The organism is Microbacterium sp. XT11 (assembly GCF_001513675.1).
Lineage (GTDB): Bacteria > Actinomycetota > Actinomycetes > Actinomycetales > Microbacteriaceae > Microbacterium.
Genome location: NZ_CP013859.1, coordinates 1,467,974 through 1,481,098, shown reverse-complemented (window position 1 = coordinate 1,481,098; position 13,125 = coordinate 1,467,974). Strand labels below are relative to the sequence as shown.

11 protein-coding genes, 1 tRNA gene and 1 pseudogene are annotated in these 13,125 nt (G+C 70.6%); 2 read left to right on the top strand and 11 right to left on the bottom strand.

Features of this window, described 5'->3' with window-relative positions:
• Positions 1-407 precede the first annotated feature (407 nt).
• Complete coding sequence (locus AB663_RS17745) at positions 408-737, top strand: helix-turn-helix domain-containing protein (protein WP_083511336.1); 330 nt, start codon at positions 408-410, stop codon at positions 735-737.
• Here AB663_RS17745 and AB663_RS06830 read toward each other — a convergent pair.
• A tRNA-Arg gene (locus tag AB663_RS06830) sits at positions 696-768 on the bottom strand. The two genes, AB663_RS17745 and AB663_RS06830, sit on opposite strands and share 42 nt — an antisense overlap.
• Positions 769-831: 63 nt before the next feature.
• Positions 832-1,452, bottom strand: a complete 621-nt coding sequence (locus tag AB663_RS06825; RefSeq protein WP_067197135.1) for an asparagine synthase — start codon at positions 1,450-1,452, stop codon at positions 832-834.
• Between the two features lie 130 nt (positions 1,453-1,582).
• On the opposite strand from AB663_RS06825, the gene AB663_RS06820 reads away from it, so the two are divergent.
• Positions 1,583-2,419 carry an SDR family NAD(P)-dependent oxidoreductase gene (locus AB663_RS06820; RefSeq protein ID WP_067197132.1) on the top strand — a complete coding sequence of 279 codons (837 nt, stop codon included), beginning with the start codon at positions 1,583-1,585 and terminating at the stop codon, positions 2,417-2,419.
• On the opposite strand, the gene AB663_RS06815 is transcribed toward AB663_RS06820, so the two are convergent.
• From AB663_RS06815 to glgX, 9 genes and pseudogenes are all read right to left on the bottom strand, one after another.
• Positions 2,416-3,276 (bottom strand): hypothetical protein, encoded by an 861-nt coding sequence (locus tag AB663_RS06815; RefSeq protein WP_067202327.1) that lies wholly within the window; start codon positions 3,274-3,276, stop codon positions 2,416-2,418. The genes AB663_RS06820 and AB663_RS06815 overlap by 4 nt on opposite strands.
• A complete protein-coding gene (locus AB663_RS06810) occupies positions 3,276-3,521 on the bottom strand; it encodes a hypothetical protein (protein ID WP_067197130.1) in 246 nt (81 codons plus the stop codon). The genes AB663_RS06815 and AB663_RS06810 overlap by 1 nt, the downstream gene beginning before the upstream one ends.
• A gap of 96 nt (positions 3,522-3,617) precedes the next feature.
• Positions 3,618-4,277 (bottom strand): GntR family transcriptional regulator, encoded by a 660-nt coding sequence (locus AB663_RS06805; RefSeq protein ID WP_067197127.1) that lies wholly within the window; start codon positions 4,275-4,277, stop codon positions 3,618-3,620.
• Between the two features lie 73 nt (positions 4,278-4,350).
• Positions 4,351-5,088: pseudogene (locus tag AB663_RS06800) on the bottom strand (NADPH-dependent F420 reductase); the annotation flags it as partial.
• The gene (gene sufU / locus AB663_RS06795; RefSeq protein ID WP_067197120.1) at positions 5,066-5,500 is read right to left on the bottom strand and encodes a Fe-S cluster assembly sulfur transfer protein SufU; all 435 of its coding nucleotides are present in this window, start codon (positions 5,498-5,500) and stop codon (positions 5,066-5,068) included. The pseudogene AB663_RS06800 and the gene sufU, both read right to left, overlap by 23 nt.
• Positions 5,497-6,789 carry an aminotransferase class V-fold PLP-dependent enzyme gene (locus AB663_RS06790; protein WP_067197117.1) on the bottom strand — a complete coding sequence of 431 codons (1,293 nt, stop codon included), beginning with the start codon at positions 6,787-6,789 and terminating at the stop codon, positions 5,497-5,499. Before AB663_RS06790 ends, sufU begins: the two co-directional genes overlap by 4 nt.
• A gap of 12 nt (positions 6,790-6,801) precedes the next feature.
• Complete coding sequence (treZ, locus tag AB663_RS06785) at positions 6,802-8,586, bottom strand: malto-oligosyltrehalose trehalohydrolase (protein WP_067197113.1); 1,785 nt, start codon at positions 8,584-8,586, stop codon at positions 6,802-6,804.
• A complete protein-coding gene (gene treY, locus AB663_RS06780; RefSeq protein ID WP_067197110.1) occupies positions 8,583-10,931 on the bottom strand; it encodes a malto-oligosyltrehalose synthase in 2,349 nt (782 codons plus the stop codon). Before treY ends, treZ begins: the two co-directional genes overlap by 4 nt.
• Entirely contained in the window at positions 10,928-13,123 is a 2,196-nt protein-coding gene (gene glgX, locus AB663_RS06775; protein WP_067202325.1) for a glycogen debranching protein GlgX, read from the bottom strand. The genes treY and glgX overlap by 4 nt, the downstream gene beginning before the upstream one ends.
• Between the last annotated feature and the right edge of the window lie 2 nt (positions 13,124-13,125).

Genomic DNA, 13,125 nt, shown 5'->3' with positions numbered 1-13,125 from the left:
CATATCGCCTGCCGGGATCGAGGGTTTGAGGGGTCGGTAAAAGCCCCCGCTCAACGCCACGAGGACGTTGAAAGCGGGAGCTATCTGCCGTACACCGATGGGAATCGGAGCCACGCACATAGCCGCGCTCACATGGAGAGCGCGCAGCCGTCGGGGTTTCCTCTAGAGCGGATGGTGAGGTGCGGTGGTGTGCGACGCCCGGACCTGCCCTGTTACCGTCGCCCCGCCTCTAGATCGGGATGGCATTGTGGTGCGCGGTTGCCCTCCGCGTGTCTCGGCTGCGCCCGCCGTGGGTCGTATCTACCGCCTAACCGCCCCTCACCGGGGCGGCATGGTGGTGGTCGAACCGTCCGTGCGTCTTGTTTTCTAGACATGGCGACAGAAGATCAGACAAACCGGACACAGAAATGCATTTCTATCGGCGTGTCTGGAAATCTGAACATGTGAGCCGATACCATGACGGCATGACGATGATTCAGATTGAGGCGACCACGGTCCCCGAGATCCTGCGTGCTACGCGGGCGCTCTCAGGCCTCACCGTGCGCGAGATCGCCCCGCAGATCGGCGTATCGCACGGAACGATCTCAGCTTGGGAGCGTGGCCAGGGCGAGCCGAACGTCACTCAGTTCCTGCGCTGGGCGCGGGCAACGAAACAGCCCGCCCAGCTTCTGCTGGACGGGCTGTCTCTGGATATGCGCGCCCCGAGGGACTCGAACCCCCAACCTTCTGATCCGTAGTCAGATGCTCTATCCATTGAGCTAGGGGCGCGTGGCCTGCTGAGCGGGCCGTGGAACAGCCTACAACAGTCTTCGGCAGAAAGCGAAACGGGCCTCAGCCCGCCGATCCGCGCGCCCCCCGCGAGGTCTTGGACGAGTCCTTGTCGGCGCCCTTCTCCTGCTTCTTCAGCCGCTTCGCCCTGGCGCGCTGCTGCGACGACAGCGCCTGCAGGTCGACCAGCCGCAGGGCCTGCATGCGCGCTTCGCGCATCCGCTCATAGTCGGGGTCCTGATCCGGGCGCATCCCCTCGACCTTGAGCCGGCGATCGAGGTTGTGCCGCACGTCGGCCCATGCGGCCTTGCGTGCCTCTTCGACGATCACCCCGAGCTGCTCGGGGTCGTCCATCATCTCGCGCAGCCGCATCGCGACGCCGTGCGACTGCTTGGCCCGCCTGCGCAGGTTCCGCACGTCGCGGTCACGGTAGTCGTGCGTCCCCACCGGATCGGAGTGGCGTCCACGGGCGCGCTTGCGCAGCTCGGTGAGCGTCTTCTCCGCCTGCTCCGACTCCTCGGCCATCGCCCGCAGCGCCTCTCGCGCGTCGGCGATGTACTTCTCGCTGTCGAACACCCCGCCTTCGGCGATCGTCCCGACGAGGATGTGATTCTTCACCGCGAGTCGCGCGGCAGACGTCGCGATCGCGACGCCCTCGGCGATGGCATCCGCAGTTCGTCCCACCGCAACCTCCTCTCCACGAGCGTACCGGTATCGCCTCCGCGACTGGTCGGCAAGAATGGATCGTGATCAGGTTCTCCGCCGGCGGCGGAGCAGGGGGCGCGAATCACGGAGCGCGCCGATCGGAGGGTGCATGAAGCGTCTCGACCTCACCGACAGGACCACCGTCATCACGGGCGCCGCCAGCGGCATGGGCGCCGAGGTCGCGCGGCTGCTCGCACGCCGAGGGGTGCGCCTGGCCCTCGTCGACCGCGACGGCGACGCGCTTCGCGCGCTGACGGGCCGGCTCGACGGCGCGGCGACCGCCCACGTGGTCGACCTTCGCGACGACGACGCCGTCTTCGCCACGGCCGCGACGATCCGCGGCGAGCACCCCCGCATCAACGCTCTGATCACGTGCGCCGGATCGTCGATGCTCGGCACACTGCAGCAGCTGACCATGGAGGAGATGCGCTGGCTCGCCGACGTGAACCTGTGGGGCACGGTGTCGATCACCAAAGCCCTGCTGCCCGCCCTCCTCGACGAACCGGCCGCTCACATCACGCACCTCGCGAGCGTGTACGCGCTCGCGGCCCCGGCCGGGCGGATCCCCTACGCGCTCAGCAAGTTCGCCGTGCGGGGGTTCTCGGAAGCGCTGCGGCACGAGCTCGAAGACACGACCGTCACGGTGGGCGCCGTCTACCCCGCCGGCGTACGCACGGGCATCATCCTCCACGGCCGGTACGCCGCGACGATCGACCCCGCGGTGGCCGCGCGGGCGGCTTCGGCCCAGGCCGCCATGTACCACACCGAACCCCGCGATGCCGCGGAGCGCATCATCCGCGCGACCGAGCAGCGGCGCGCACGCACCATGATCGGGCGCGAGGCGCGGCTGATCGATCTGCTCACGCGCGCCGCGCCCTCGGGCTACTGGCGCGTCATGCGCAAGCCCCTCCGCGAGGCGACCGACACGACGACGCCGATCTCCTAACGGACCACTCCGACCCAGACGCCGGACGCCCAGGCCTGCTGGTCGGCGGAGCATCCGACCGATCCGGGGAAGCCGCGCACCACGGCCATGCAGTTCGCCAGGAACTCGGGGTCGCCCCCGAACATCGAGCCGTATGCCGCCGACGCGGTGAGCGCGCCCCACACCCGGAACTGATAGATGTGGGCGAGCTCGTGCGCCATGGCCCACGAGAGCCGGTCGGCACTCCAGCCCGCGATGTCGGCACGGTACTTGATGTACCCGTTGCTGTTGGCACAGGCCGGTGCGTTCCCGCCTGCGCACGACGACGACTCGTAGAGACCGACGCCGGCTCCGCCCACTCGGTCGAGGGCGGCCCGCACGCGCGCGTAGCCGTCTGGACCGCTCGAGCTCCAGCGCGGACCGGCGGGCCCTGCCTGCTGCGCAGCCTGCCAGGCCGCGACGTCTCCGGTGACCTTGGCGGTGAGCGCGTGCACCGTGGCGGTCGCCGCCACGACGACAGCGGGATCGCGGCGTTCGGCCAGCACCGAGTTCTGCGCCGATACCGCGGATGCCCGGGCGGACGCCGTGTCGACCTTGCCGTCGGCCGATGCGAGCGCCGTTCCGAAGGCGGCGATCTCGGCGACGAACGCGGGGCGCACTGCCAGAACGGCGTCTCGGTCGTCTGCGTCGCGCTGGGCGACCTCGATGAGGCCCTGAAGACGGTCGGTGCGCTGCTGCGCGGCGTCGATCGACACCGCGAGTCCGCGCAGCTCCGCCAAGGCATCCGCCCGTTCGTGCTCCACCGCCGCCGCCCGATCGACGGCGCCGCCCACGGCGATGCCGAGGGCGAGGGCGGCGACCGCGACCCTCCGCCGCATCACGGAAGGAGCCCCGTCGGATCGGAGAGCCGGGTGTCCTGCTCGGCGATCCGCGAGCGCAGGCTCGTGAGCGTCTCGGCGAGACGCGCGTTCGTCTCGTGCTTCGCGTCGAGAAGCTGCTGGGCCTCCGCCACGGCGGACCGGGCGTCGTCGCGGGCACGCACGCGCTCCTGGTCGGCGACCGTCACCATGGCGACGCCGCCGATCAGCAGCAGTCCTCCGACGACCAAGGCAGCAGCCCGCATCTCGCTCCCCAGTGCACGCGTGTACGGAATTCCGTAGCCCAAATATAGCCACCGGATGCCGCGGCCCGTCGGAACGCGCCGTGCGGGCAGCGCGGCTCAGCCGGCCGGGATGCCGAGGCTCAAGCGCCGTTGCGCTGCGCGCTGGCCGTTCGCCAGGTGTGCGGGCACGAGCCGTCGCAGGGTCTCGTGGTCACGCGCCTCGACCGCCTCGAGGATGAGGCGGTGCTCCTCCGCCATCCCTTGAAGGTCGTCGTGCTGCCCGAAGAGCCACCGCAGACGAGTGAGGAAGACCCCGATGAGCTCGGTGAGCATCTCGTTGCCCGCGATCTCGACGGCGACGCTGTGGAACTCGGCCGCGGAGGTGCGTGCGGTGTCCGCGTCGCCGCGTGCCGCAGCCTCGCGCTCCTTCTCATACGCCTGCCTGAGCCGCGCGAGACCGGCCTCGTCATGTCGCTCCGCGGCGAACACGAAGACGAGAGTCTCGATCGCCTCGCGCACCTCGCCGAAGTCCTGGATGTCACGCAGGGTGAACTCCCGGACCACGGCCCAGGTGCGCGGGCGTGAGACGACGATGCCCTCCGCCACGAGCGTGCGGATGGCTTCGCGCACGGGGAGGCGCGAGACGTTCAGCTCGGCCGCGATATCGCGCTCGACGAGACGCGATCCTGGTGCACGACGACCGAGCACGATGTCGTCCCGCAGGATCCGCGTCACCCGCACCGATTCGAGCTCCCCGGCAGCCCCCACCCCCGTCATGCTGGAATTCTCTCATCTCGTGCGATGGATTCCCACCTCTGGTATGCCAAACGGCGGCGAAGCCCTGCCCTGGTCAGGGGAGACGGTTCGCGATGGCGAGGTTCGCCCGGAGCTCCTCAGCGTTCTGGCGGCGCACGTAGGCGGGACGATCACGCTCGACGCGCCACGACTCGCTGAGCGGTCCGATGACGACGGTGTCGAAACCCGCCTCGTCGTAGAACCGCGTGACGAACTCGATGGCCTCGGCGTCGTCGCCGGCGGTCGCGAGAGCACGACGGTTCGGCGTGCCGGCCGGAGCGCCGTCGGTGGTGATGTCGGCGGCGGTGATGTGGTTGAAGGCCTTGACGACCTTCGACGTCGGCAGGTGCCGCTGCACGAGCTCGGACGTCGTGGTCTCGCCGTTGTCGAGCGCCTCGATGTGGCCGTCGCGCTCGAAGTAGTAGTTGTTCGTATCGAGCACGATCTTGCCCGCGAGCGGTTCGACGGGGATCTGGTCGAGGGCCCGCAACGGGACGGTCACGACGACCACGTCGCCCGCGGCGCCCGCCTCCTCCGCCGTCGCCGCCCTGGCGCGCGGTCCGAGTTCCGTCACCAGGTCTCCGAGCGTCTCCGGACCGCGGGAGTTCGCGATCACGACGTCGTATCCGTTGGCCACCGCGACGCGCGCGATCTGCGATCCGATGTGTCCTGCACCGATGATTCCGAGCGTTGTCATGCTCGTGCCAACCCGGCGGCGTGCGGCGGCTATTCCCGTGCGCGGCATCCGATGTCTCCGCGTGACGCGGCGGTCAGCTCTTCGCGAGCGCGTCCTCCGCCGCGACCCACGCCAGCATCGCGCACTTCACCCGCGCGACGTACCGCGAGACGCCGCCCAGCGCGGCGGCGTCTCCGAGGAGCTCGGGGTCGGGCTCGATCGTGCCGCGCGAGCGCATGGCCTCACGGAAGGCGGCGATACGCTGCTCGAGCTCGGCGACCGTCAGCCCCTCGGCGAGCTCCGACAGGAGGGAGGCGGATGCCTGCGAGATCGCGCACCCGTGCCCCTCCCACGCGATCGCCTCGATGCGGCCGTCGTCGGTACGGTGCACCTGCAGCGTGACCTCGTCGCCGCAGGTGGGGTTCAGCTGGTGCGACTGGGCAGCGATCTCTCCCCGCAACCCGAAGCCGTGCGGGGTGCGGGAGTGGTCGAGGATCAGCTCCTGGTACATGTTCTGCAGGTCGCTCATGCGCCCCTCCGGAAGAACTCGATGGCTCCGGCCACGCCGTCGATCACGGCGTCGACCTCGGCCTCGGTGGTGTAGAGATAGGTGCTCGCGCGCGTCGATGAGGTGATGCCGAGCCGACGATGCAGGGGCTGCGCGCAGTGGTGCCCCACGCGCACCGCGATGCCGAGGTCGTCGAGATACTGGCCGACGTCGTGCGAGTGGATGCCCTCGACGTCGAAGCTCGCAAGGCCCACGCGGGGCAGGTCGATGCCGGCGCCGAGCACCCGCACGCCGTCGATCGCAGACAGCCCAGTCACGAGCCGTCGGCCGAACTCCGCTTCATGCGCCGCGATGCGCGGCATCCCGACGGCCGACAGGTACCGCACGGCCTCGGCGAGCGCCACCGCCTGCGACACACGCTGCGTGCCGGCCTCGAACCGCTGCGGCGGCGGCAGGTACTCCGCCTCGGTCGTGGTGACGGTCGTGATCATCGAGCCGCCGGTGAGGAAGGGCGGCATGGCCTCCAGCAGCTCACGCCGCCCGTACAGCACGCCGATGCCGGTGGGGCCGAGCATCTTGTGCCCGGAGAACGCGGCGAAGTCGACGTCGAGCGCCTTCACGTCGAGCGGCAGGTGCGGAGCCGACTGGCACGCGTCGAGGAGCACGAGGGCTCCGTGCGCATGCGCGAGGGACACGATCCGCTCCACCGGGTTGACGACGCCGAGGACGTTGGACACGTGCGTGACCGCGACGATCCGCGTGCGGTCGCCGATGAGCGCTTCGGCGTCGTCGAGCCGCAGGGCACCGTCGTCGTCGAGCGGGATCACTCGCAGGGTTGCGCCGGTGCGCGCGGCGAGCTCCTGCCAGGGGATGAGGTTGGCGTGGTGCTCCATCTCCGTCGTGACGATCTCGTCACCCTCCCGCAGCCGCAGGCGCTCGGCCGCGGCGCCGCCGCGGCCCAGAGAGGCGTTCGAGAGCGCGTAGGCCACGAGGTTGATCGCCTCCGTGGCGTTCGACGTCCACACGATCTCGCCCTCGTCGGCGCCGACGAAGCGCGCGACCGTCGCCCGCGCGTCCTCGAAGAGCTCCGTCGCCTCGGCAGCGAGGGTGTGCGCTCCCCGGTGCACGGCGGAGTTCGCGGTGGTCGCGAACTCGCGTTCGGCGTCGAGGACGGCGAGCGGGCGCTGCGACGTCGCACCGGAGTCGAGGTACGCGAGCGGATGCCCGTTCACCTCCGTCCGCAGGATCGGGAAGTCAGCGCGCAGGCGCTGCACCTCGGCCTCGGTCAGCGGGGTGATCGAGTCGGTCATCCTTCTAGCTTCTCATCCGCAGGCAGGGGCGGGGCCCGGATCGCGGACGATCGCCGCGGCATCTCTCGGCACGGTCACGCGGCCGTCAGCGACCCCCACCTCCGCCGTCGCCAGCAGCACCCCGGTCGCGGAGCCGACCTCGAACTCCGCATCGCAGCCCGAGAGGTTGACGAGAACCGCCACATCGCCGCGCTCGATGCGGTACACGCGGGCATCGGGGGCGGCATCCGGCCGGTCCGGGCTCGGCATCGTCTCGACCCGTGTGCGTGACATGTCCGGGTCGGTGAGCGCCGGCACCGCGCGCCGCAGCGCGATGAGGTCGCGGTACAGCGCCAGCAGCCGTGCATGCACGGGATCGTCGCGCTCCGACCACCGAAGGTGCGAGCGTTCGAAGGTGCGCGGGTCCTGCGGGTCGGGGACCACCGCCGGGTCCCAGCCCATGCGCGCGAACTCGGCGATGCGGCCCTCGGCCGTCGCCCTGCCCAGGTCGGGCTCGGGGTGCGAGGTGAAGAACTGCCACGGCGTCGACGCTCCCCACTCCTCCCCCATGAACAGCATGGGGGTGCCGGGCGCCGTAAGCGTGAGCACGGCCGCCACGGCGAGCCGGTCGGCACTCAGCGTGGCCGAGAGCCGGTCGCCCTCCGCCCTGTTTCCGACCTGATCGTGGTCCTGCACGAACGTCACGAGGCGCCAGGCCGGCACTCCGTCGGGGATCGGTCTGCCGTGCGGCCGCCCGCGGAACGAGGAGAACGTGCCGTCGTGGAAGAACCCGCTCTGCGACACCTTCGCGACAGCATCCGCCGCCGCGAAGTCGGCGTAGTAGCCCTCCGTCTCTCCGGTCAGGGCGACGTGGACGGCGTGGTGCCAGTCGTCGGACCACTGCGCGGTGAGACCGTAGCCGCCGGCCTCACGGGGGAGGATCAGCGTCGGGTCGTTCATGTCCGACTCGGCGATCAGGGAGAGAGGCCGGTCGAGCTGCGCGGAGAGCGCGTCGACCCGCTCCGCCAGCTCGCGCAGGATGTGCACGGGCTGATCGTCGTGGAGGGCGTGCACGGCGTCGAGCCGCAAGCCGTCGACGTGGAAGTCGCGCAGCCACATCAGGGCGTTCTCGACGATGTACTCCCGCACCGCCGGCTCGTCGAGGTTCACGGAGTCACCCCAGCTGGTGAGCTCTCCGTCGCGGAGGTACGGCCCGAACTCCGGGAGGTGGTTGCCGCTGGGGCCGAAGTGGTTGTAGACGACGTCCTGCACCACGGCGAGTCCGCGGGCATGCGCCGCGTCGACGAGACGCTGATAGGCACGAGGGCCGCCGTACGTCTCGTGCACCGCGTACCAGAGCACGCCGTCGTACCCCCAGTTCCACGTCCCGTTGAACGCGGCGACGGGAAGCAGCTCGATGTGCGTGACACCGAGGTCGGCGAGGTGGTCGAGCCGCCCGATGAGCGCGTCGAGCGTTCCCTCCGGCGTGAACGTGCCGACGTGCAGCTCGTAGATCACGGCGCCCGCGAGCTGGCGTCCCGTCCACTGCGCGTCGGTCCACGAGAACGCCGAGGGGTCGAACGCGGCCGAGGGCCCGTGCACGCCGTCCGGCTGCCGCCGTGACCGCGGGTCGGGCCGGAGGTCGTCGGCGTCGTTCAGCAGGAATCCGTACCGGTCGCCGTCGGCGAGATCGATGTCGGCGCACCACCAGCCTGGTCGCGTCGAGGGCCGGAGTCCGCGTTCGTCGCGGATGCCACCGGATGCTGTGAGCAGACGCACGCGCACGCGACGGGCGGCCGGCGCCCACACCTCGATCATCGCGCGTCCCGCAGCAGGGCCACCGGATACGTGTCGAGCAGCTCGGCGAGCCGCACGGGACCCGGCGCGATCCGGCGCCCCGTGAGCACGTCTGTGGCGGGCAGGTCGGGCCGCATCAGGATCGTGTCACCCCATCCGCCGCGGCGCTCCAGAGTGGCGGGCAGCCGCGTCGCGACGGCCGTCGCTCCCCCGCGGTCGGCAGCCACGACGTGCGCGGATGCCGTACCCGTGGCCACGCCCGGCCGGTAGATGCCGAACAGCTCGGGGTTGTCCCTCCGCAGCCGCAGCGCCCGAGAAGTGACGAGCAGCTTCACCGATCCCTCGTCGTCCACGGGCGGCAGCACCCCGCGCGCGTGATCCTCGTCGATGCGCCGCAGCAGGGCAGCGCGGGCGGCGAAGTCCACCGGCCTGCGGTTGTCCGGGTCGACGAGCGACAGGTCCCACAGCTCGGTGCCCTGGTACACGTCCGGCACGCCGGGCGCCGTCACCTGGAGCAGCTTGGCCGAGAGCGCGTTCACCCGGCCGTACCCGGCGATCTCGTCGACGAACCGCGTCAGCAGCCCGCGGGCGGCGCCCTGCGCGGCATCCGCCACCTCCGCGATCCCGCGCTCGAACCCCTCGTCCGGGTGCTGCCATCCGGTGGCCTCCGCCGCCTCGCGCGCAGCCTTCACCCCGTATGCGTGCAGGCGCTCGGCCGAGATCGGCCAGGCTCCCACCGCGGCCTGCCACAGCAGCGCATCGAACGGCCCGTGACCCGTGGAGGCGATGGCGCGCAGCTCCTGCAGCACCTCGCCCCAGCGCTCCGGAAGCTCCGACAGCACAGCCAGGCGCGCCCTGACGTCTTCCGAGCGCTTGGTGTCGTGCGTCGACAGCGTCGTCATCGAGAACGGCCACGACGCCATGCGCACCTGCTGTGCGCGGTGGTACTCGTTCACGTCGATCGACTCGACCGACGGATCGGCGCCGACCTCCGTGAGCGTGCCCAGGTGCGTCCACCGGTAGAACGCGGTGTCTTCGACGCCCTTGGCCATCACCGCGCCGCTCGTCTGCTGGAATCGCTCGCCGAGCTCGCGTGACGCATCGGCGAGCAGCGGTGCGAGCTCTGCGATGGCGGCGGCGAGGTCGGGACGACGCCGCCGCGCCTCGGCGAGCGCGTGCTCGAGGTGCTCGCCGCCTGCCGGAAGGTAGGAGCGGTACACCGGGAAGCACGCGAGGATCTCGGACAGCGCATCCTCCGCGCCGACGATGCCGAAGGGCAGCGTGTGCACAAGCCTGCGCACTTCCGACCGCAGCAGCGAGTCGGCGACCATGCGCTTCGTCGTGTGCGTCAGGTCGGCCCACGACCCGCGCGGCGCAACGCCGGTGTCGGCTCGCAGCCCGTCGTCGAGCTCGCGGAGCGCCCGCACGCCGTCGGGGTCGACGAAGAGCCGATCGAACTGCGCGAGCGCGTCGTAGCCGGTCGTGCCGTCGGTGTGCCACCAGTCGGGGAGCTCCTCGCCGGGTTCGAGGATCTTCTCGACCAGGGTGTAGACGCCGCCGGTCACGTCGGCGAGCCGTTCGAGATAGCCGCCGGGGTCGGCCAGGCCGTCAGGATGATCGACGCGGAGGCCGTCGGCGAGCCCGTCGGTGATCCAGCGGGCGATCTCGCGGTGAGACTCCGCGAAGACGTCGGCGAGTTCGACGCGGATGCCGGCGAGTTCCGACACCGCGAAGAAGCGGCGGTACGTCAGCTCGGCGTTCTGGTCTTCCCAGTACCGCAGCTCGTAGTGCTGCGCGGCGAGCAGCGCGGGGAGGTCGCCCGCGAGCGCGGCCGTACCGGGGGCGAGCGGCAGCACGTGGTCGTAGTACGACAGCGTGCCGTCGGGGGCATCGTCCGCCGGCTCCGGATCGACCGAGAGCTCCCCTGCGGCGATGACCTCGTCGAGGGACGCGCCGAGGATGGGCAGCCGCAGCCTCCCGTCGCCACGGCTCGCGTCGATGTCGAACGCGACGGCGTGGCGCGACGAACGCCCCAGGCGCAGCATGTCCCACCACCACGGGTTGGCGCGCGGGACCGCCACCCCCATGTGGTTGGGCACGATGTCGACGAGGATCCCGAGTCCCTCCCTCCTGGCGGCCGCTGCGAAGCGCACGAGCGCCTCGTCGCCGCCGCGAGCCGGATCGACACGCGAGTGATCGACAACGTCATAGCCGTGGTCTGAGCCCGGGGTCGCGGTCAGGAGCGGGGACACGTACACCCAGGAGGCCCCGAGCTCGCGGATGTACGGCACGACGGCGGCCGCGTCGTCCAGCGTGAACCGCGGACTGATCTGCAGCCGGTACGTCGACAGCGGCCGCCGTGTCATGTCGCGGTCTCCGGTGCCGGCGCGGGCGCTGCGGTCTCGGTGCGGCTGCGGAGCGACGCTTCGACCGAGTGGCCCGTCGGCGTGTCCGTGCCGTCGACCTCGCGCAGCACGATCATCGACCGCGGTTCGAGCGCGAACCTCTCCCCTGCGTCGAGAGGACGTTCGTCCGTGCGCTCGCCGGCGGTGTCGACGACGGCATCCCACTGCGCGCCGTGGCGCTCGTCGGGCACCGTGACCTCCACGGGCTCGTCGCCGCTGTTGAAGAACACGAGGAAGTTCACGTCGGTCACCGGCCGCCCGCGGCGGTCCTTCTCACGGATGCCGCGCCCGTTGAGGAACATCCCGATGCACCGCCCGAAGCCGGAGTCCCAGTCCTCCGGCTGCATCCGGCGCGCGTCCGGCCGCAGCCACACGACATCCGGAACGCGTTCGCCGTCTTCCCCGCGCACGGGGCGTCCGTCGAAGAACCGGCTGCGCCGGAAGGTCGGATGCTGTCGGCGCAGGCGCGAGAGCGCCGCCGTGAACTCGACGAGCGGCAGGTCGGCGGACGCCCAGTCGACCCACGTCGTCTCGTTGTCCTGCGCATACCCGTTGTTGTTGCCGCCCTGCGTACGTCCGAGCTCGTCGCCGTGCGAGATCATCGGCACGCCCTGCGAGAGCAGCAGCGTGGCGAGGAAGTTGCGCTGCTGGCGTGCCCTGCGCCGATTGACCTCGGGATCGTCCGTCGGGCCTTCGACGCCGTTGTTGTCGGAGCGGTTGTGCGACTCCCCGTCGGCGTTGTCCTCGCCGTTGGCCTCGTTGTGCTTCTCGGCGTACGACACGAGATCGCGCAGCGTGAAGCCGTCGTGCGCCGTGACGAAGTTGATCGAGGCGACGGGGCGTCGCCCGGAGTGCTCGTACAGGTCGGCGGACCCGGTGAGACGAGACGCGAACTCCCCCAGCGACTGCGGCTCGCCGCGCCAGAAATCCCGCACGGTGTCGCGGTACTTGCCGTTCCACTCCGTCCACTGCGGCGGGAAGTTGCCGACCTGGTACCCGCCGGGGCCGACGTCCCACGGCTCGGCGATGAGCTTCACCTGCGACACGATCGGATCCTGCTGCACGAGTTCGAAGAAGGCCGCCAGCCGGTCGACGTCGTAGAACTCGCGCGCGAGGGTCGACGCGAGATCGAAGCGGAAGCCGTCGACGTGCATCTCCGTGACCCAGTACCGCAGCGAGTCCATGATGAGCTGCAGCGCGTGCGGGTTGCCGGCGTTGAGGCTGTTTCCCGTACCCGTGTAGTCGGTGTAGTAGCGGCGGTCCTCCTCGAGCCGGTAGTAGGCCTCGTTGTCGATGCCGCGCAGCGACAGCGTCGGCCCGAGGTGGTTGCCTTCCGCCGTGTGGTTGTAGACCACGTCGAGGATCACCTCGATGCCCGCGGCGTGGAGCGCGCGCACCATGCCCTTGAACTCCTGCACCTGCTGGCCGTGGTCGCCGCTCGAGGCGTACTGGTTGTGGGGTGCGAAGAACGCGAGGGTGTTGTAGCCCCAGTAGTTCGACAGCCCCCGGTCCTCCAGCACGGAGTCGTGCACGAACTGGTGCACCGGCATGAGCTCGATCGCGGTGACGCCGAGGCGCTGGAGGTGATCGATGATTGCGGGGTGGCCGATGGCCGCGTAGGTGCCGCGGATGTCCTCCGGCACGTCGGGATGCTGCACCGTGAGGCCCTTCACGTGGGCCTCGTAGATGACGGTCTGCGCGTAGGGCGTCTTCAGCGGACGATCGCCTCCCCATTCGAAGAACGGGTTGACCACCACGCCCTTCGCCATCGCGGCCGCCGAGTCGTCGTCGTTGCGGGAGTCCGGGTCGCCGAAGTCGTATCCGAAGAGCGGCTGGCCCCAGTCGATGCGTCCGGCGACGGCCTTCGCATAGGGGTCGAGCAGGAGCTTGTTCGGATTGAACCGCAGCCCGTTCGCCGGGTCGTACGGCCCGTGCACGCGGTAGCCGTACAGCTGCCCGGGCTGCACGGACGGGAGGTAGCCGTGCCAGACGTAGGCGTCGACCTCGGTGAGATCGACCCTGCTCTCGGTGCCGTCGGCGTCGAAGAGGCACAGCTCGACACGTTCGGCGGCTTCGCTGAAGAGTGCGAAGTTCGTCCCCTGCCCGTCGTAGGAAGCCCCCAGGGGGTAGGGCGTTCCCGGCCAGATCTCCAGGC